At 47.2% G+C, this 20,933-nt stretch carries 13 protein-coding genes; 6 read left to right on the top strand and 7 right to left on the bottom strand.

Annotated elements, in window-relative coordinates; genetic code table 11:
* The first annotated feature begins 140 nt into the window (after nt 1-140).
* Together VMW01_11835 and VMW01_11830 are read left to right on the top strand one after the other, a co-directional pair.
* Nucleotides 141-533: a nucleotidyl transferase AbiEii/AbiGii toxin family protein gene (locus VMW01_11835; GenBank protein HUW06941.1), complete on the top strand. Its 393-nt coding sequence runs from the start codon at nt 141-143 to the stop codon at nt 531-533.
* Between the two features lie 301 nt (nt 534-834).
* The gene (locus tag VMW01_11830) at nt 835-1,302 is read left to right on the top strand and encodes a nuclear transport factor 2 family protein (protein HUW06940.1); all 468 of its coding nucleotides are present in this window, start codon (nt 835-837) and stop codon (nt 1,300-1,302) included.
* A 107-nt stretch (nt 1,303-1,409) separates the two neighbouring features.
* Here VMW01_11830 and VMW01_11825 read toward each other — a convergent pair whose 3' ends face one another.
* A complete protein-coding gene (locus VMW01_11825; GenBank protein ID HUW06939.1) occupies nt 1,410-1,796 on the bottom strand; it encodes a DUF302 domain-containing protein in 387 nt (128 codons plus the stop codon).
* Nucleotides 1,797-1,991: 195 nt separating this feature from the next.
* On the opposite strand from VMW01_11825, the gene VMW01_11820 reads away from it, so the two are divergent.
* On the top strand, nt 1,992-2,768 hold the full coding sequence (locus VMW01_11820; protein HUW06938.1) for a histidinol-phosphatase HisJ family protein: 777 nt from the start codon (nt 1,992-1,994) through the stop codon (nt 2,766-2,768).
* 111 nt (nt 2,769-2,879) lie between these two features.
* On the opposite strand, the gene VMW01_11815 is transcribed toward VMW01_11820, so the two are convergent.
* The 5 genes from VMW01_11815 to VMW01_11795 form a co-directional block, all read right to left on the bottom strand.
* The gene (locus tag VMW01_11815; GenBank protein ID HUW06937.1) at nt 2,880-4,712 is read right to left on the bottom strand and encodes a hypothetical protein; all 1,833 of its coding nucleotides are present in this window, start codon (nt 4,710-4,712) and stop codon (nt 2,880-2,882) included.
* Nucleotides 4,699-5,259: a type II toxin-antitoxin system antitoxin SocA domain-containing protein gene (locus VMW01_11810; protein ID HUW06936.1), complete on the bottom strand. Its 561-nt coding sequence runs from the start codon at nt 5,257-5,259 to the stop codon at nt 4,699-4,701. The genes VMW01_11815 and VMW01_11810 overlap by 14 nt, the downstream gene beginning before the upstream one ends.
* Before the next feature lie 141 nt (nt 5,260-5,400).
* Entirely contained in the window at nt 5,401-6,144 is a 744-nt protein-coding gene (locus tag VMW01_11805) for a succinate dehydrogenase/fumarate reductase iron-sulfur subunit (protein HUW06935.1), read from the bottom strand.
* A 34-nt stretch (nt 6,145-6,178) separates the two neighbouring features.
* A complete protein-coding gene (locus VMW01_11800) occupies nt 6,179-8,116 on the bottom strand; it encodes a fumarate reductase/succinate dehydrogenase flavoprotein subunit (protein ID HUW06934.1) in 1,938 nt (645 codons plus the stop codon).
* Between the two features lie 37 nt (nt 8,117-8,153).
* On the bottom strand, nt 8,154-8,822 hold the full coding sequence (locus tag VMW01_11795; protein HUW06933.1) for a succinate dehydrogenase cytochrome b subunit: 669 nt from the start codon (nt 8,820-8,822) through the stop codon (nt 8,154-8,156).
* A gap of 810 nt (nt 8,823-9,632) precedes the next feature.
* On the opposite strand from VMW01_11795, the gene VMW01_11790 reads away from it, so the two are divergent.
* A complete protein-coding gene (locus VMW01_11790) occupies nt 9,633-14,186 on the top strand; it encodes a CARDB domain-containing protein (GenBank protein HUW06932.1) in 4,554 nt (1,517 codons plus the stop codon).
* Nucleotides 14,187-14,394: 208 nt separating this feature from the next.
* Here VMW01_11790 and tnpA read toward each other — a convergent pair whose 3' ends face one another.
* Nucleotides 14,395-14,820: an IS200/IS605 family transposase gene (gene tnpA, locus VMW01_11785; protein ID HUW06931.1), complete on the bottom strand. Its 426-nt coding sequence runs from the start codon at nt 14,818-14,820 to the stop codon at nt 14,395-14,397.
* A 710-nt stretch (nt 14,821-15,530) separates the two neighbouring features.
* On the opposite strand from tnpA, the gene VMW01_11780 reads away from it, so the two are divergent.
* Both VMW01_11780 and VMW01_11775 read left to right on the top strand, forming a co-directional pair.
* Entirely contained in the window at nt 15,531-15,968 is a 438-nt protein-coding gene (locus VMW01_11780; GenBank protein ID HUW06930.1) for a T9SS type A sorting domain-containing protein, read from the top strand.
* A 62-nt stretch (nt 15,969-16,030) separates the two neighbouring features.
* Nucleotides 16,031-20,933, top strand: a 4,903-nt coding sequence (locus VMW01_11775) for an FG-GAP-like repeat-containing protein (protein HUW06929.1), incomplete at its 3' end; no start/stop codon positions are given.

Genomic DNA, 20,933 nt, shown 5'->3' with positions numbered 1-20,933 from the left:
CAGTAGGTAAGCATGGAGATGAATCTACAATACAAGCGTATGTAAAGGGTCAAGGTCGAGAAAAAGAATATATAAAGATACACAGTCAGCAACTGTCTTTGTTTTAATACCTCGTCAGCTCTGCTGCGAGGTAGTTTATTGTGCTTGATTGGGTTGATTTTCCTTTTGAGGTTGAAAGTGAATGGTTTTCTGGTAAGGCAGAAATAAGGACGTACAATATTAATGAACTTTTAGGAACAAAACTTAGGGCACTGTACCAACGAAGTAAGGGAAGAGATTTGTTTGATTTAGATTATTCCAGACAAAACATCGATTTGGACTATGAGCAAATCATAAATTGCTTTAAAGTATATACATCATTTGCAACAGGGAAAAGACCTCCAAGCAAAAAAGAGTTCTTACTTAACATTGAAGAGAAAGAGGTTAGTTCAGAGTTTACAGGTGATATGGAAGCATTGCTAAGACCCGAAATTAAATACAATCAGAGTGATGCTTTTAATTGGTTGAAAAAAGAATTGATTGAAAAAATGTAGAAAAGCTGTATGGTAGAGATGAGGGATGGATAAGGTTTGGGCTGAAAATATTTGAGATACAAACGCTAAAAAAGTGTGGCAGGGAAAAATCGCTGCTCATAAACAGTGCATCCGAACGGTATAAAATTTTCCGGGAGCAGTATGGGGCCATCGAGAATCGGTTACCGCTGAACCAAATTGCGCTCTATTTGGGAATTCAGCCAGAATCGCTTAGCCGAATACGGAGGAATTTTTCTTAACATACATCAAGGGACGTGGTTGGATAAATTCTGAACTTGGCACAAAATTAAAATGTAGAGCCATGGAAAAAATTTTGTCGATCATTACCGGTTCCGAGGAGCTATCGGTTGTTGAAAGTGGCCAGCTAAGAGCCTTAATTGGCTTTTATAGGGCCTTTAATCAGCGCGATTTGCAACTAATGCAAAAAGTTTGGCTTAATAGCATGGATGCCTCAATGAACAATCCTGTTGGTGGAATAGTGAGAGGTTGGGACGAAATTAGGGGCGTTTATGAACGGATATTTGGTGGGAGAGCCAAGGTCTATGTGGAATTCTACGATTTTTCCCTACACTCGGCAGAAAACATATTTTTTGCAACGGGCAGGGAGAGGGGTTACTTTGAGAGCGGCGACACAAAAGTTGACTTGGCCATTAGAACTTCAAGAATTTTTGTGAAACAGGGTGATGAGTGGAAGCAAATTCAACATCACGGCTCAATAGACAATGCCAATTTGCTACGATATTACCAGAACGCGATTCTGGGTAAGTAGACCATGAAATGGGGTGATGAATCCACTGCTGGCTGCACAAAATTGGTGCTGCCTGCAGTGGTGTTAAAAATTGTGGAGATAAGCTTTTCCGTAACCGAAATCGAACCCTACTCTATCAGCCCCGCGATTATTTTTTCCATATCTGCCGCCGCGCGGGCCATTGTGGCACCCACGTTACTTTCGGCCATTTGGCTCATGGCGGATACGCTAAGCCTTGAGATGTAGGTTTCCCCCAACCTATTCTGAAAGACCGAAACTCGGCAGGGCATCAGCGCCGAGTAGTGCCGCATGTCGTCGGAGATGAGCAAGTCGGCGGCAATGGTCGGGCTACACAACTCAATTACTTTTACAGGATCAACGGCTATTCCAACCGAGGAAAGCGTTTGCATGAGGTCGTGAATGGCTGGTACCCTCCAGCCTGCTTCGGTTGCTTTTTCTAGAATCAGCTCCACTGTTCGTTCCAGTTCGAACTTACTTTTACTTACTTCTACCATGGTCGTAAATATTTATAGTTTGGATCGATGCTTACTTTTTGGTTCAAAAATGTTGCGCCCAAAATATGCTACATCAACCTGTTAGGCATTGGCATATAATTATTAACAAAAACGGCGGTGAATCGTTGCATTTTTCCTATTTTGACAAACCAATTTGGAGAACAATATATTTGTTTAACCCTAAATACCGACAAAATGCTTCCAGTTGACTACCACATGCATACTACCTTTTCCGACGGCAAAGCCGACCATCTTACCATGCTTAAGGCAGCCGAGGTGGTTGGGTTGCGGGAGATAGGTTTTTCGGATCACCTTACGCCGTTCGATACGGAGTGGAGCACAAAACGGACAAGGTTGCACGAGATGGCAGCAGGCGTAGAGTCGGTGTGCCATAAGTCTGCATCGGTTACCGTGAAGTTGGGTGCGGAGGTGGATTTTATTCCAGGCAAGGAGGCCGAGCTCTGCACACTCATTGATGAGCTACCGCTTGACTACGTTATCGGCTCGGTGCATTTTATGGACGGCTGGAACTTCGACTCCCATTCCGAAGATTACAAGAGCAAAGATGTAAACGCAATATATAACGAATTCTTTCTGCTAGTGCAGGATGCGGCCCGCTCTGGCCTGTTCGACGTAATGGGCCATGTAGATCTCATAAAGAAATTTGGTGTTTACCCCTCCTTTCCGTTAGACGAGGTGTATGAGAAAACTGCCTCCATATTCAAGCAGAGTGGGGTGGTGGTGGAGCTGAACACATCAGGCATTACGAAGCCATGCAAGGAATTTTATCCCTCTTACACCTTTCTAAAGGAGCTGAAGAGGCAGAAGGTTCCGGTAACGCTTGGCTCCGACGCCCATAGTCCAGAGGCGGTGGGACAATACTTTAACCATGCCGTGGCGCTGCTAAAGTATATTGGCTACACGCACGTGGTGTCGTTCACCCGTAGGCGGAGAGAGAAAGTGGCGTTGTAGGTGGAGCTGGTTACTAGTTTATAGTTCCTCATTTCTAATTCCTGATTTGGCTACGTTGAGTTAGCTTCGCTCGGTTCTGGTTTGCTTTCGGGGAGTTGGTTTATATAATCCTTACTTTTTCCTTAATGTAACAGATATATCATTGGGTGTTTCGTGTGATGCGTTCTGTTGAATTGTAGTTACTTTGTTTGCGTTATGATTTTTTGAGGAAGAAAGGGGTAAATTTGGCGCGAAAAAAATAATGCAAATAAAAATAATCGCTGAAATTGCAAGAAACCACAAAACCTTTATTTTATGTTTTTTTGACTCTTTCTGTTCATTGTTTGAGCGAATAATTAAGGATATTAGAAGTATAAAGACTGCTATTACGTAACCAAACGCCAAAGTAAAAGCAATTGCACTATTTAGTGTGTCAACTTGAGAATAAATTTGAATGTTCCCCATAACAAAGAGAACAATAGCAGCAAAGATTGAGAGAATTTCTATATTTTTTCTTAGTGCTTCCTGAACTTCCTTTTTAGAATTGTTAATATCTTCTAATTCCTTTTCAAGATAATGTGATGTTTTATAAACACTTTGAAAAAGAGATAAAGATTCTTCAAGTTTTTTTAAACACCCTTCTTCATAATCATAGTTTATTGGAAGAATAAATGAAGATGCACAGAAGATAGGAATACTATCACTACTAGTAATTATAATGCATTCCTCTAATCGAGGTTGGTAAGGCCATACCAAGTGCTTTTTACTCCAAATAATATTTTCACGATATTTTTTCAAACATACATCAAATCTATCAATGTATGTTTTAGTTACATTGTTGGGCGTTGCAACACTTAGATCTTTATCGATTTTGCTCTCTATCCAAGAGCATAATTTCTTATAAGGAAAATAATTGTTAACACTATTTTGGTATTGAATGATTTTAACTGTTTCAATTTTTTCATCTATATCCTTCAAGGATAAATCTTTATTTTTCAATTCAAGAGAAAGAATGTTGTTATATAGGTAATTATAAGAAATACCATATGCCCATGTATCAAAGTCAATTTGGGAATGAGAATGAAGGTCTTCAAATCGTTTAAAAGTTTTTTTTGCTTGTTCTAGGCTTTCAATCTCTTTGAAAAATTTCATCTCAATAAAAAAGTCTCGAAAACTTTCTGCAATTCCTTTCTTGTTATTCTGTCGATGTTGTTCATTTATATATTCTTCAGTAAAATCGATATCAAAATCTTTTAAATAATTGATTGGGTGTTCTTTAGTGTCGTTGCTGAATTGTGTAAAATTAATATTATAACGAATGTTTCGCTTAGCATTTGTCTGTTTTACTTTCTTTATAAGTAAATCGACCTTGTCAATTAGCAATTCCCTTAATTCATTACTAACTGAAGATGAACCTTCAAATACGTCTTTAACAATATGAAGATCTTTGATCCTTTCTCCATTAGTTGACAGTGCAATTTCAAGTCGATATAGCCTGATTATAGCATCGAGATAAATTGTTTGATTTTTAAGTAACGGAAGGGTAATAAATGACAATTGTTCCTCTTTATATATGGCAAATGACAATTCAATTTCTGGTGATTTTATTCTCCTGTTGAAATCTTGTGAAAAGGCATAGAATGACCTTATCCAGCGCTTAAATATGTTCGAAGAGATGAGGAGTGCTTGTTCTTGCTGATAATTTGTTTCTGGTAATCTTTTTATATGAGAAAAGGAATCGATAAGATTTTTATATCGAAAATAGTCAATGTCTTCTCTCAAGAAATCACCACTAATAATGTATTGGCTTAAAATATCAAATAATCTTTTTGCTATTTCATTGATCTTATCAGTAATAATTATCTGAGATTTTATATCGTCTAAGTCTGTGGTTGGTTCTAATTTATTCCAATCAAAGGATTCATAATCTTCTATTATGCTTTCTATTAAACTAAACTGATGCATAATTTGAGAGTTCAAATATTTTTTCTTCTGATTGAATTATTTCTGGAGGTATTGGGGAACTAAATTTCCCGTTTTTTTGAGCAATATCAAAAACTAAACGCCACGAATACCACTCATGGCTTAATTCCACAAGTTGAAATGCAGTGTAATCAAAAAATTTACTGTTCTTCTCAAGAAGAGAATCAATGGCATCATCTATTCTTGATTCTTCCTTCGAAAATCTACTATTAGTTTCAAAGATGCACTTTCGATTAAGGGAGGTTTCCGTTAAATTAAAAAACTTTAACTCACCTTCCTTAATGCTATTATATACATCGCTTTCTACATGCCCATATGGCATGGCATAAAAATTATCAAAAACATCAAGTAACCCATTATCCTTTTCATCAGTATTAACTGCTGAGATAAAAAAGTTAAGTTTGATGAGTTTTAGTTTGCTGAAAACTGAAAAAGCAACATTCTCCTCTACGTGATTAAGTGTTTTATATTTATCAACAACACTCTTAATCATATATTCGAATAGGTAAACCTTTTCTTCCTTCGCCATGGCTTAGTATATTTCTGAACAATATTACAACAACTTACTATAAGTTGTATACTAACATTGTTGTTTTTTGTTTTGTTTACAGAAACATAAAGGAAAGCGGTTACCTTATTGTCAAGGTAACCGCTTTATTCGGTTTTGGAATTAATCCTTGATTTTCGCCATTAAAAACTCGCGGTTGAGGCGGGCAATGTGGGTAATGGAGATATTCTTGGGGCACTCCACTTCACAGGCACCAGTGTTGGTGCATCCGCCAAAGCCCAGCTCGTCCATTTTGGCTACCATGGCCTTAGCCCTGCGGGTAGCCTCTACGCGTCCCTGTGGCAGCTTGGCTAGCGACGACACACGGGCAGCCACAAACAGCATGGCCGAACCATTTTTACAGGTTGCCACGCAGGCACCGCAACCAATGCAGGCCGCTGCATCCATGGCCTCGTCGGCATCCACCTTGGAGATTGGAATGGCGTTGGCGTCGGGTATACCGCCAGTATTAACGGAAATGTATCCACCAGCCTGTAGAATTTTGTCGAAGGCACCGCGATCCACAATCAAATCCTTGATAATGGGAAATGCCGCGCTGCGCCATGGCTCAACGGTAATAGTCTCGCCATCCCTAAACTTGCGCATGTGCAGCTGACAGGTGGTAACGTCATCGTCGGGACCATGTGCCCTGCCGTTGATGTGCATGGAGCACATTCCGCAAATTCCCTCGCGGCAGTCGTGGTCGAATGCAACAGGCACTTTACCATCCACTATTAGCTTGTCGTTGAGAATATCGATCATCTCCAAAAAAGAGGTGTCCGCCGATATTTCATCGATGTTGTAGGTTTCGAACCTACCCTTGCTTTTGGCATCCTTCTGACGCCATATTTTGAGTGTAAACTTCATGGCCAAAAATTTTTCTAAACAACAATAAAAACCACTACTTATAGCTGCGCTGTTTGAGCTCAATGAATTCGAACTTAAGGTCCTCCTTGTGCAGCTGGGGTTCGGCATCGCCCTTATACTCCCAAGCAGCAACATAGGCGTAGTTCTCATCATCGCGCTTTGCTTCGCCCTCCTCAGTTGCACTCTCTTCACGGAAGTGCCCACCGCAGGATTCATTCCTATTGAGAGCATCGCGGGCCAACAGGTCGCCCAGCTCAAAGTAGTCGGCAAGACGAAGTGCCTTTTCCAGCTCCTGATTGAGATCGTTAGCCTCACCGGGAACCAGCACATCCTTCCAGAATTCGGCCTTCAGTGCCTTTATCTCCTCAATGGCCTTTTTAAGTCCTTCAGCATTACGGGCCATACCCACGTTGTCCCACATAATAGTGCCCAAGGCCTTATGGAAGGAGTCAACCGTGCGCTTACCCTTAATGCTCATAATTTTGTTGATGAGCTCCTTGTGCGCCTTCTCAGCCTTTTCGAACTCCGGATGGTCGGTCGAAATTTTTGGCGTCATGATCTCGTTTGCCAGATAGTCGCCAATGGTGTAGGGCAGCACAAAGTAACCGTCGGCTAAGCCCTGCATAAGCGCCGAAGCACCAAGCCGGTTTGCACCGTGGTCGGAGAAGTTGCACTCGCCAATGGCATACAGACCAGGGATGTTGGTCATCAAATTATAGTCAACCCAGAGACCGCCCATGGTGTAGTGGATGGCCGGGTAAATCATCATGGGTGTTTCGTATGGATTCTCGTCCACAATCTTCTCATACATCTGGAAGAGGTTGCCGTAGCGCTCCTCTATAACATGCTTGCCGAGCCGCTTAATGGCGGTGGCAAAGTCGAGAAACACGGCCAACCCTGTTTCGTTCACACCAAAGCCTGCATCGCAGCGCTCCTTGGCGGCTCGTGAAGCCACGTCGCGGGGAACAAGATTTCCGTAAGCCGGGTAGCGACGCTCGAGGTAGTAGTCCCGATCCTCTTCCGGAATATCGATGGGTTTAATCTGCTTCTTGCGCAGCTTCATCACATCCTCCATCTTCTTGGGAACCCAAATGCGACCATCGTTGCGCAAGCTCTCGCTCATAAGGGTAAGCTTGCTCTGCTGGTCGCCGTGAACGGGTATGCAGGTGGGGTGAATCTGGGTAAAGGCTGGGTTAGAAAAGAAGGCACCCTTCCGGTATGCAGTCCAAGCGGCAGAGCCGTTGGAGTTCATGGCGTTGGTGGAGAGGAAGAATACATTTCCGTAGCCCCCGGTGGCCAGCACCACGGCGTGCGCTCCGTAGCGCTCAATTTCGCCGGTAACGAGATTGCGAACAATTACCCCGCGAGCCTTCCCGTCGATTACAATAACGTCGAGCATTTCGCGACGAACAAAGCTCTGCACCTTGCCTGCCCCAATATTTTTGTTGAGCGCAGCGTAGGCGCCTAGCAGCAGCTGCTGACCGGTTTGTCCACGGGCGTAGAATGTGCGGCTAACGAGCACGCCGCCAAAGGAGCGATTGTCGAGCAATCCGCCATACTCGCGGGCAAAGGGGACACCCTGTGCCACGCACTGGTCTATAATAGAGCCGCTAACTTCGGCCAACCGGTAAACGTTCGCCTCGCGTGAGCGGTAGTCGCCCCCCTTTACGGTGTCATAGAAGAGGCGGTAGATGCTGTCGTTATCATTTTGATAATTCTTGGCTGCGTTGATACCTCCCTGCGCAGCTATGGAGTGTGCACGGCGAGGGCTATCCTGAATGCAGAACACCTTTACGTTATAGCCCAGCTCGGCGAGGGAGGCGGCAGCCGAAGCTCCGGCAAGACCAGTTCCGATAACCACAATGTCGAGCTTGCGCTTGTTTGCAGGGCTAACTACGTTAATATTGGCCTTATGCTTGGTCCACTTTTCGGCCAACGGACCTGATGGAGATTTAGAATCGAGTATACTCATGACAAAAATTTTTTCTTATTCAACTTCGCGTTACCAACTAGGCTAGCAGCCAGAAGTAGAGGCTTATTACGCTAAAACCACCGGCAATCACAATGGCATATAGGTAGGAAACCACCTTCAACCGCTTAATCCAAACGCTGTTGTTCCAGCCAATGGTTTGGAATGCCGACCAAAAGCCGTGCGACAGGTGGTATCCCAAGGCCAATGCACCAATAATGTAAAGCGGGTTGATCCACCATACCGTAGTAAAAAGCGAAGAAACTAGCAGATAAGTATTGTGCATTTCAACGCCATCGACAGTAACTGTAGGCACGGCACCGAACTTCAGCTGCCAGAAGAAGTTGGAGATGTGAATTACCAAAAACGTAAATACAATGAGTCCTAGCACGTACATGTTACGACTTTGCCAAGAACTGGCTTGGCTCTGGTCAACAGTCTTGTAACCCTGAGGACGAGCGGTCTGGTTCCTTAGCGTTATAATGGTTGCATAGGTAATGTGAATTACAAACCCTAGACCTAGGAGTGGCTCCATGATCTTGATAATGGGGTTGGTTCCCATAAAGTTTGCGGCTATGTTAAATGCATCGGGCCCAACCAGCAGCAGCAGGTTTATGGTGAGATGCAACGCCAGAAACAGGAGAAGGAAAAGGCCGGAAATACTCATTACCAACTTTTTCCCGATGGACGAGCTAAAGATATTTCCCATAAATCGGATTTTTGATAATTATATAAAAGTTACTAATACCTACCAAAATGTAAGGGGAGCAAAGGTAACAGGAGAAAAGCCTCTTTCCAATGTTGTAAAACAGCACAGCCATATTCTGCTCCCACTAGCAACAAAAATAACAAATCATTTGAAGCGGCGTGGATTTTTTTGGGAAGAGTTTAAAGAAACGAATAATCGTTGGTACACATGTACATATTTTCCGGCTACTTCTTTCGATTGAAAGTTATAGGCTGTAACCGTTAGATGGCTAATTTTCCAAATCTGTTTGCCACCAACAAATTTCTTCCAACATTAAATGGCAAAGAGGTATTTGTCGTTAACCCGATACACAATTTACTGAAATCATTGGCTTGGCTACTCTTGGTTGAAACAAATCAAGAATATCTTGCACAAGAGGGGTAAGACATTGCAAATACTCAATTGTATAATATCCCTTTGAGAATAATGGACAGCAACGCAGAAAAGCCATTACCGTTATAATTTCAGTTAACTATCGAAATCATTCGACACATTTAAGCGCTTAATTCTGAAAATGCAAGAGCGTTTCCTTGACGAATTCTTAAATTACCTCAACATCTGCTCGTAAGTATTCTGCCCATAAAAAAAACATCTCGGTATCCATCTAAAATGGATACCTTTGAGTATCTGATTTTCACTTGCATTTTAGCATGAAAATCACCTGCCGCGCAAATACCTTGTTTATCATTTTTTAAATATGCATCTACGCTCGTAGGAGCATTGAGAAATAGTATTCCGCATTAAATCAAGTTATTAACTTAATCTTAAAAAATGAGAAAATTTACCTTTACAATGTCAATGGCGTTGCTTGCTGCATTTAGCTTAAATGCGCAGGTGCTGACTCTTGACCAAAAGACAACAGTATCCAGTGGTCCAGCGGCCACTATTATATCCCCCCCTCAGAGAGCAATTACCCCCCTGAAGGTTGCGGAGGAAGATAAAATTATTAAGCAGAATAACCATCTCGCCACGCGAGGCTCGGTTCTTTCTGAAACCTTTAGCAGCGGTAGCCTACCTAGCGGTTGGTCTAATGTGGACAACAACGGTAATGGGGTCTGGCAGTTCAACAACCCCGGTGGCAGAACCCTAAACTCCACCACCGGCGCTACCGGATTTGCCATTTTTGATAGCGATCTCTATGGTTCCGGCATTACGGAGAATGCCGACCTAATTACCCCCGCCATTGACTGCTCCACGCTAACAGCAGTAACCCTTACCTTTGAGCATTACTATAAAGCAATTAGTGGCCAAACCGGTCAAGTTTCGGTGAGCGGCGACAACGGTGCAACTTGGACTTTGCTAAATACCTGGACCTCCTCCACTGCCAACGCAGCGCTTGCACAGTATGATATTTCAGCTGTTGCTGCTGGCCAGTCGCAGGTAAAAATCAAGTGGCACTTTCAGGGAACCTGGGGCTGGTGGTGGGCCATTGACGACATTAACATATTTGAACCAGACGCACACGACCTTGCTGTAAGTTCAATTATAGTACCGGCAAAAGTATTCAGCGATAGTATCGTTTCACCGGTAGTTACCATTTTAAACAAAGGTTACTCCACAGAATCCGCTTACGACGTTTCGCTTTCGGATGGGGATACCTATAACGAAACGGTAAATGTAACTACTGCTATTTCTCCGGCATCATCCTATAGCGTGACCTTCCCAGATTGGACTCCCACTGCAGGAGTACATACCTTAACGGCAACCATTACCCTAGCCGGTGATTTAAATGCAGCGAACGACAGCAAAGCCCTTACTGTTACTGCAGTGCCAGCCAAGCATGACCTTGCTGTGAATGCAATTAGTGCACCAACCTCAACACTAAGTGACAGCATTGTTAAACCCTTTGTTTCCATTGGAAATGTTGGCGATTACAACGAATCAACTTACGCTGTTACTTTGACAGATAATGCCGGTTACACTCACACCGTAGATGTTACGGATGCAGTTAATGTTGGTGCAACCTATAATGTTGCCTTTCCAGACTGGACTCCAGGCGATGGAACCTATACTTTAACAGCAACCGTTACTTTAGCAGAAGATACTACAGTAGCTAACAACACTAAAAGCCTTACAGTTGTTGCTACACCAGCTCAGCATGATCTTGGTGTGTACACAATCAATATTCCTCAATTTGTGCTAAGCGATAGCACTATTTCGCCTAAAGTTAGCATTGCTAATTATGGCAATTATGATGAATCAGAATATTCGATTTTGCTGTCTGACGGGGGTACCTATTCTGAAACAGTGAATGTTACCGATTCAGCACTCCTCGTTGGCTCACTATATGTTGCCACCTTCCCAGATTGGACTCCAGCAGAAGGGAGCCATACCTTAAAGGCAACTGTAACATTGGCAAGCGATGTTAATGGTAGCAACAATAGCAAAACCCTAATCGTTACGGCATCAAATGCAAAGCACGACCTTGCCATTGGCGCTATCAATGTTCCACAGAAAGTTCTTAGCGATAGTCTAGTTTCGCCGGTGGTTACCATTATTAATACTGGTAATTATTCCGAATCAGCCTATTCGGTTTTGCTCTCCGATGGAGGAGGCTATTCTGAAACGGTAAATGTTACCGATTTAATTGCCAGTGGAGCTGGCTATTACGTCACCTTCCCCGACTGGGCTCCAGCAGAGGGCAGCCATACGTTAACAGCCACGGTTACCTTGGCTGGTGATATGGATGTAAGCAACGACACCATGTCTTTAGCTGTTACCGCATCGGCTGCAAAGCACGACTTAGCGGCTTTCTCTATTAATAATGTTCCATCGAAGGTATTTAGCGACAGCCTTGTTTCACTTGTAGTTTCCATTAAAAATACTGGTGATTACCCTGAATCAACCTATTCGGTTTTGCTTTCCGACGGTGGTGCTTATTCCGAAACGGTTGATGTAACCACTCCAATTGCTGTCGGTGACATTTACAATGTTGCTTTCCCTGATTGGACCCCAACCGAAGGGAGCTACACTTTAACGGCAACAGTTACCCTGGCGGGCGATGAGGTTGCCAGTAACGATAGCGATACCCTAACCGTTGTGGCATCAAAGGCAGTGCACGACCTAGCGGTAAGCGCTCTTCCCAATGCGGTTGAGCGTGGATCGACTATAGCACCTGTGGTTACCGTAAAAAACACCGGTAACTACCTAGAATCAGCCTATTCGGTTTCTCTCTCCGACGGAGGCTCCTACAACCAAACCGTGGATATTTCTTCTACTATAGCCATTGGTGCAACCTATAAGGTTACATTCCCCGACTGGACCCCAGCAGATGGAACCCATACGCTAACGGCAACGGTTACCTTGGCCGGAGATGAGGTCGAGAGCAATAATACAATGAGCCAGGAGTGTAGGGTTATTGATGCCAGAATAGCATACGTTTCAACATTTAATTCAGGTAGTGTAAACGGCACACTGAATGTCCCCTTTGACACATTTACAGAAATAGGTCGCTCTTCTTCCCAAATTCAAAGCCTTGCATGGAAGGATAGCCTGTTGCTTGCAATTACCTATGATGGTAAATTTGGTAAAGTGAATACCAGCGATGGTTCCTTTACGCTGATTGGTTCAACCGGAATATCCGCCAACTACTTTGTCAGCTTAGTTTGTGACCCAACCACTGGTAAAGTATACACTACAACCCTTACAGGCGGCTATCCTAATTTTAGCGTTGGGCTCTATTCAATTAACCCAACCACCGGTCTTGGGAAGCTGGTTGCAACCTCCCCACAAACAGGTACCTTTTCCCAATACGCCTTTGATAAGGATGGGAATCTCTATTCAATTGAGCACAGGCCGGGGTTAGATGGTCTTTTCTACTCGGTGAACAAAGCAACTGCCGAAATGACCCTGATAGGCGATTTGGGTGGAGTTGTATCATCCAATTTCCAACCAATGGCATGGGATTTCTATAACGATGTTATGTATTTCCAAGCATCGGGAGCAATGCAGGGTAGCTATGCGATTAACCTAACCACCGGGGCAGCCACGTTAGTGGGAACTACTCCATACGCTGGTCAGATACTTGCAATGGCCTTGCCTATTTGGGATGCAAATTTGTTAGATTTAAAGGTAGGTGGAATTACCGTTCCGAACTTCTCGCCCGGTAAGTATACCTACAATGTTTTGCTACCATCTGGAACCGTTACCGTTCCTGCTGTAACCGCTACTCCTGTTTACGCTCAGGCAACAAAGGTTATTACCAATGCCTCGGCCGTTCCGGGTATCTCCACCGTTGTTGTTACGGCACCAGAAGGTCCCTCGAAAACCTATACAATCAATTTTACCGTAGCGGAAAATAGCGATGCTACCCTATCCAATTTAACGGTAAAAGGAGCGACCGTTGTTGGCTTCGACCCCTCAACGTTTACCTATAATGTCGTGCTGCATTCAGGATCCTCATCGGCTCCAATGGTCACCGCTACCACGACCGATGCCTATGCAACAAAGGTAATCACCAATGTTGCAGCATTACCGGGGGCAACCACCGTTGAAGTTACAGCAGCCGACGGTACTACTCAGTTGACCTATACCATCAACTTTAGCGTAGCTGCAATGACCGATGCTACATTAACCGATCTGAGCGTTGATGGAGCAACCGTGGCAGGATTTGATCCGGCAACCTACTCCTACGATGTTGTGTTGCCATACGGAACTACCGTTTTCCCCGATGTTACTACAACAACGTACGATACCAGAGCTGTAACGAGCATCACCAATGGTGCTGCGCTTCCGGGTGCAACCAATGTTGTTGTTACTGCGAATGATGGAGTTACCCAGCTCACCTACACGGTTAACTTTACCATTGCCCCACCATCCACCGATGCTACGCTATCCGATTTAACCGTTGATGGCGCTACCGTTGAAGGGTTCGATGCGGCAACGCTGACCTACACCGTTGACCTACTTCATGGAACTACGGTAGTGCCTGCTGTTGGGGCAACCACCAGCTATGCACATGCCTCCACGGTTATCACCAATGCTTCTGCTCTACCAGGAACAACCACGGTGGTTGTGACTGCTGAAGACGGTATCACCCAGCTTACCTACACGGTTGAGTTCACGGTAACTTCTGGTATAAATGGAGTAAAAGATGATGTGCTGAGCGTTTATCCCAACCCTGCTATTGACGTAGTGCACGTGAAAACAAGTGCTGCCATTATTCAAATTGCAGTGGTTAACGTTAATGGCAAGGTACTCACTCAGTCAGAAGCTAAGGGCTACGAGGCAACCGTAAATACTACGGCTTTGAGCAACGGCATCTACTTCTTGCGCATTGTAACCTCCCAAGGTGTTACCACCAAAAAGATTCAAATTATTAGATAATACTTAAATACAACTATTGATAAAGAGGTCACCCAAGCAGGGGGCCTCTTTTTTTATTGGCAAAAAATTGTTCTGTAGCCACAGAACTTAGTTGTGGCTGATTTTCGCACGTTTACACAAGGCACCTGGCTTGTTTGTTGGTAATTTTTCCGTGCCTTTAGGCTGGAGGTAAATGGGAGCCAAAAGAAATGAGCAGGGCTTTAGCCCTTTAATTATTTTTACCACAGGCATCTATAAACTCATCGTACTCCTGCGAAAACGTCTTTTTTTGGTGGTGTCTTTCTTGGTTAAGAATATAGTTCCTGACGTTTTCAAATACGGAAGGGCTTACGGTTATTCCAAAGTAGTCGTCTTGCCATTCAAACTTTTGCGGTAGCAGGTGATTTTTGTTAATCCAAAACGAGGACTCGCCTTTGATTAGATTCATAACATTGGCCAATGTTTGGGTTGGCTCTAGTGAGATAAGGCAATGAGCATGGTCGAGGTGGCCCCCAATTGCTGCTATGACAATATTTTTTGATGCAGCATTCTCACGAATGTGAGCGAATAGCTGTTGCCGAATAGTTTTTGCCAGCAAAGGCTGTTTGTCTTTTGTGGTCCAAACTACATGAACGTATAGGGTAGTGTAAGGCATATGGTAATGTTTAAAGAATTAACCGTTACGTGTGAATACATATGCGATAAGGCCAATTTACAAAAAATATGAGTTCATTGAATATGGTTTGGGGCCGCTTTTACTTTATTTGGTTCAAATGCGTTGGTAGGAAAAGGGCTAAAGCCCTCCAGTTTGCATGGGTTTACCTCATCCCCGCCATAAATGGCGGGGAAATTGCTCTCTGGCTATTGGGTATGTGTTGGATACCTCCAGTTCACATCATGCCTAACATTACTGTAATTTCCCCGCGCCTTTAGGCCGGGGAAAAATGAAATGCTGAAGAGAACGGGTAGGGCTTTAGCCCTTGTGGGGATTGCGAAAAGCGCGGTGGGGTAGCTTGGTGCGTTTCGTTTATACAGATGCGATAAACGGTGTCGCAGTTTCCAAATCATTTCATTCTGGCGGATTGCCCTGCCGCGCCTTCGGCACTGGAACTACTTTGAACACTAATCTGCCACCATACTGTCGTCCCTCGCGGGACTAGCCGTTGCATTTTCATTGGCGTATTACAGCGTCGTATTGACACATTCTCTAAGAGCCGCATTGCCAAATTTTTCTTTGGGCAACGATCCCTTGATTTTATTAATTGTTGTATTGGATTAAAAAAATATTTATGTTAGTTTGTGACGAAACGATACAACTAATTGATAAATGAAATATATTTGTTCTACAACTCAACCAAATGATGTATGAAAACCTTTACCTACGCTTGCCTTTTTGCTCTTCTTACCACCGCTGCCGCTAGCGCCAGCGGCCAAAACATTGGGTTCACCTACGACGCCTCGGGCAACCGGGTGGAGCGCCTGCTGATCACCCTCAAGGTACCCCAAGCTCCGGGAGCCGCCACTGACACCACCGGCAAGGAGCCCCTTGTGCCTATTTCCTTTAAAGACTTAAGGGTATTTCCCAACCCTACCCAGGGGTTGGTTACCGTTGACTACCCCAACTTCACCGATGGGGATGTTATTACATACGCTGTTTACAGCAGCGGCGGCCAGCTCGTAATGCAGGGCCGCTCGGCCACCAGCCAGCTGGACCTCGATTTTTCGACCAAACCCGCGGGTATTTACATTGTAAAGCTTAGCAAGAGCGGAGCAACCGTTGATATGCAGGTAGTAAAGCAGTAGCCTTAATTCGCTACCAGCTATTTTCCAAAGCCTATTAAGTTAAGTCCAAAACCACTCAACCAATGACCAAAATTAGCAGTATCTTAGCCGCTGCTTTACTCCTTACAGCGGGCGTTATGAATGCGCAAACCCCAACTGGCCTTGTTGGCACCATTCCCGGAGCCTTTTCTGTTCAACCCACCGGTGCTGCCACCTACCAGATACCCATCGATCTTCCTGCAGGAGCAGGAGGGCTTACCCCCCACCTATCGCTTTCCTACAGCAGCGCCAGCGGGGTAGGGCTTGCCGGCAGGGGCTGGAGCCTCTACGGCCTTTCGGCCATTACCCGGGTGGGGCAGGATATGGCCCACGACGGCAACATAACGCCCCTCACCTTCACCGCCCAGGATAGGCTGGTGCTCGGCGGGAACCGGCTGGTGGCCCTCAGCGGAGCCTACCTAGCCAGCAGCACCGTTTACGGGCAGGAGCGCGAAACGTTTGCCAAAATAGAAACGGTGCTCGACAACGGCACCGTGTGGTTTCGGGTAACGCAGAAGGACGGCAGCGTGTGGGAGTACGGCAGCGATGCCACCTCCCGCTTTACGCCAACGGGTGCGGCAGCCCCCTACCAGTGGTGGCTACGTAAGGTGACCGATACCGACGGCAACTACTACCTCATAGACTACACCACCGCGAATAGCGAGATTGTTCCCACCAAAATTACCTACTCCAAGAACACCAGCACCGCCTCCGACGGCATCACCGTGACATTTACCTACAGCAGCCTTACCTTCCCTCCAGCCGTTTACCTTGGTGGAGGGGCCTACATCAAACCACAGGCCAAAACGCTCACCGCCATTACGGTAAGCGTGGGGAGCAGCGTGCAGAAGAGCTACACCCTCAGCTACGATGACGCTGGCACTATCTTAGCTAGGCTGACGGGTGTTACCCTGAAGCTCAGCGACGGCAGCCAGCTGCCGGTCACCAGCTTTGCATGGGAAAACACCAGCAGCGACACCTCCACTACCGTTACAAGCTTACCCGCCGGAGGAGTGCCCTACTACGGCGACTTCGAGGGTGATGGAACGGTGGAGGTGGCCAAGGCCAGCGGTACAACGGTGAATTTCTACCGGATGGTGGGCAGCGACTTTGAGCTGTTGAGCAGCACCGCCACCATCATGCCGGGCATGGTGCACCTCTACACCCCTGATTTGGATGGGGATGGGCGTGCCGATTTGGTGGAGGACTACCTCGACGGCACGGTGCTCAAGACCCGCATCTACCAGAACACCGGGAGTGGATTTATTTCCAAGGGCGATTTGGTGCTCACGGGCTACAGCAGCGCCACCCCCATGCAGCTTGGTGACATTAACGGCGACGGCAAGGCCGACATGGTTTGGTACGACAGCACCGGAAAGCTCAACTACTGGCTATTCAACAGCTTTGATTCGCTGTTCAGCACCAAGTTGATCTCCGCTGGAAAATCAACCTACACCCTGCGCGACTTCAACGGCGATGGGGTCAGCGATATCTTTGTGACCATGCGCCTTGGGTTTGCGATTTATACTTGCACTGGTGGCAGCGTTACTACCCTGCCCATGAATACTACGCTACCTATGGGGGCTAGTAAATTTACCCCTGGGGACTTCAACGGCGATGGGCTGTGCGACCTGCTCTACTTTGACAGCAAATCTAACCTCTTTAAAATCGCGCTCTCCAACGGTGTGGGGTTTAGCGGAAGCCTGCTGGTGGATGTGGTGCTAAGCCCCACCTTTGCGGCCGCCTATGTGGCCGATTTCGACGGGGATGGGGCCGACGACATCGTTTTTCAGGATGGAATTACGGCCACCAAGTTGACCTTTTTTTCTCCCAAGGATGGAAACTTGATCGAGATGAACGTAACCCCTGGAACCATATACTTCGACCCCAGCAACCTTACTGATTTTGACGGTGATGGGGTGACCGAGCTGCTCTACTTTACCGGCACCAAGATGAACGTGATTAAGATGAGCCAGACCAACCTGCAGCCCAAGATCACCTCCTTCCAGCGGGGTGATGGGCTATACTACAACGTGAGTTACGGCCGCTCCACCGATGGCACCCTCTGCTCCCGAACCTTCAACACCACCTACCCGCTGGAGAACTTTTCGGCACCGCACTACTTGGTATCGAGCGTAACCGTGCCCGATGGCGTGGGTGGAACCAAGAGCAGCACCTTTGCCTACGGCAGTCCCCGCGTGCAGTTAACCGGGCTGGGCTACCTCGGATTTCAGACGTTTGAGCAGACCGACCACGCCACCGGAACCCACACCACCCAAACCTACGAGTTCCAGAGTCCCCATTACGACCCGCTGCTGAAGGCGAGAACTGTGGATGTGAATGGTGGCCCCACGCTCACGGAGACCTACACCAACAGCTACATCAACCTCTCGGCTGGCCGCTACCTCTGCTACCCCTCCAACGTGGTGAGCACCGATCAACTCAAGGGGGTTTCCACCACCATCAGCAGCAGATACGACAGCAACGGCAACCTCACCGACGAGACCCGCACGAGCGGCGATTTTGCGGTGGAGACCACCTACTCCGGCTTTGCCGGCCCCGTGGTGCCCTGCTTCCCCAGCAGCATGGTTACCTCCTACCGAAAGGGCGGTAGCACCACCCGCAGCGCCACCACCAGCATCACATACAATACCCCCAGCTGGAAGGTGCACACCCATACAACGGATGTTGGAACGGATGCCGCCCTGACCAAAACCTTTACCTACGGCGCCTTCGGGAACGTGGCCAGCGTAGCGGCCACCGGCCGGGGTACCACCACCTTCACCTACGAGGGCAGCGGGCGCTTCGTGACCAGCACCACCAACGCGCTGGGGCAGGCCGACCTCAGCCCCGTAAACACCCTCACCGGAACGGTGATCGATTATACCGATATTAACGGCTTTAAAACCATCTACAATGCCTACGACGCGCTGGGACGTCCCACCTCTATTACCCCGCCCGATAAACAAGCCATCACTATTGCCTACAGCTGGGCGGTAGGCGAGGTTCCCAACGCCGTGTGGAAGGTAACAACCAGCCGAACCGGCAGCGGCACCACGGAGGAATATCACGACCTCTACGGCCGAACCATCCAGCAGAATAGGCCTGCCCCCGGCGGCAAAACGGTGGTGGTGCGCAGCACCTACAACGCGCAGGGGGAGCTGGAAAACCAGAGCCTTCCGGGATTTACCTCACCCTCTTCGAAAGTGGTTTTCTACACCTACGACAGCTACGGCCGCGTAGCCAGCAAAACCCTACCTGGAAAGAGCTACAGCTACACCTACGGCAACGGTAGCAGCAAGGTAACTGAGATGGAAATACACAGCAATCACTCCGTTGCGGTGACCTACAACGAGCTGGGGCTTCCCGCATCTGTAGATGGTACCGATGGCAAGGTGAATTATACCTACAACGGGCTTGGCCAACCCATAGATGTTACCACCAATGGAGGAGTTAACAACCACTATGTGTACAACTACCAAACGAGCACTCGTACGGTGACGAACTCCAACTCCGGTACCTCCACAGTGACCACCAACGCCTGGGGCCAGCCCACCTCGGTAACCGACGCGCGGGGCAAAACCACCACCATCACCTACGATGCCATGGGGCGGGTGACCTCTAAGTCGCTTCCGGAGGGTAACATGACCTACCATTACGACTCCCAAGTGAAGGGTGCATTAGATAACGTCTCCTTTGGTATCCAAACGCGTACATTTAACTATGATATAGGTAACTATGGCCGCCTTACCAGCGTAGAGGACGAAATAGACGGGCAAACCTTTACTCACGATATTACCTATGACGGCAGCGGGCGAGTATTAACGCTCACCTACCCCAACAACTTTACGGTGAGCTACACCTACGACGGGAACAGCTTTACCTCCTCCATTATCAGCGGCGGCAAGGCCATCTGGACTCGGGGCACCGAGACGGCGCTGGGCCAGCCGGTGGATTACCTGCTGGGCAACGGCGTTACCACCAAGTATACCTACGATAACAACCACCACATTGCCTCCATCACCGATGGAAACATCTTCTCCCAGAGCTACGTTGTGAATGGTGCTACCGGTAATATGGAGTGTAGAACAGATAATCTACGGTCGGGCTTAAAAGAAACCTTTACCTATGATGTCCAGAACAGGCTTACCTCTATAAGCCCCGGCTCCGGCGCCACCTTTAGAGCAAGCTCCCTGAGCTACCTTGACAACGGCAACATTGCCCGGAAATCCGACGCCGGCAGCTACAGCTACCAGTCGCTGCTGCCCAATGCCGTTACCGAAATTGACCCTGCCTCTGGTAGTGCCCTGCCTACCACCCCTCAAAAGGTGACCTACAGCTCCTATAGCCAGCCGGTAACCATTGCCGTGGGCACGCGGCAGGACTCGCTGGTGCTGAGCTACGGCACCGACCTGCAGCGGGTGGAGGAGCAAACCTATAGCGGGGGGACGCTCGCGGAGACCCGCTACCTGGTGGGCGACTACGAGAAGGTGGTGAAGCCCGGAGGAGGCGAAAAGCACTACTGCTACGTGAGCTCGCCCTACGGCGTGGTGGCGGTGAGCATTACCGACGGAACCACCACCACTCTGCACTACCTCCACACCGACTACCTCGGCTCCGTAGTGGCCATCTCCAACACCAGCGGGGTAAGAGAGCAGGAGATGAGCTACGACGCCTGGGGTCGCCGCCGCAACCCCGGCGACTGGACCTACGATAGCCTACCCGACCCCTCCACCTACCTGATTAACCGCGGCTACACCTTCCACGAGCACTACGACAAGCTGGGGCTTATTAACATGAATGGTAGGGTGTACGACCCCGTGGTGGGCCGCTTCCTGAGCGTGGACCCGCTGGTGGGCAACCCGCTGAACTCACAGGACTACAACGGCTACAGCTACTGCGGCAACAACCCCCTCGCCTTCACCGACCCCAGCGGATACCAGAAGT

Source organism: Williamwhitmania sp. (genome assembly GCA_035529935.1).
GTDB lineage: Bacteria > Bacteroidota > Bacteroidia > Bacteroidales > Williamwhitmaniaceae > Williamwhitmania.
Note: the sequence above shows the minus strand (reverse complement) of the source record. Positions and strands in the feature narration are given on the sequence as shown.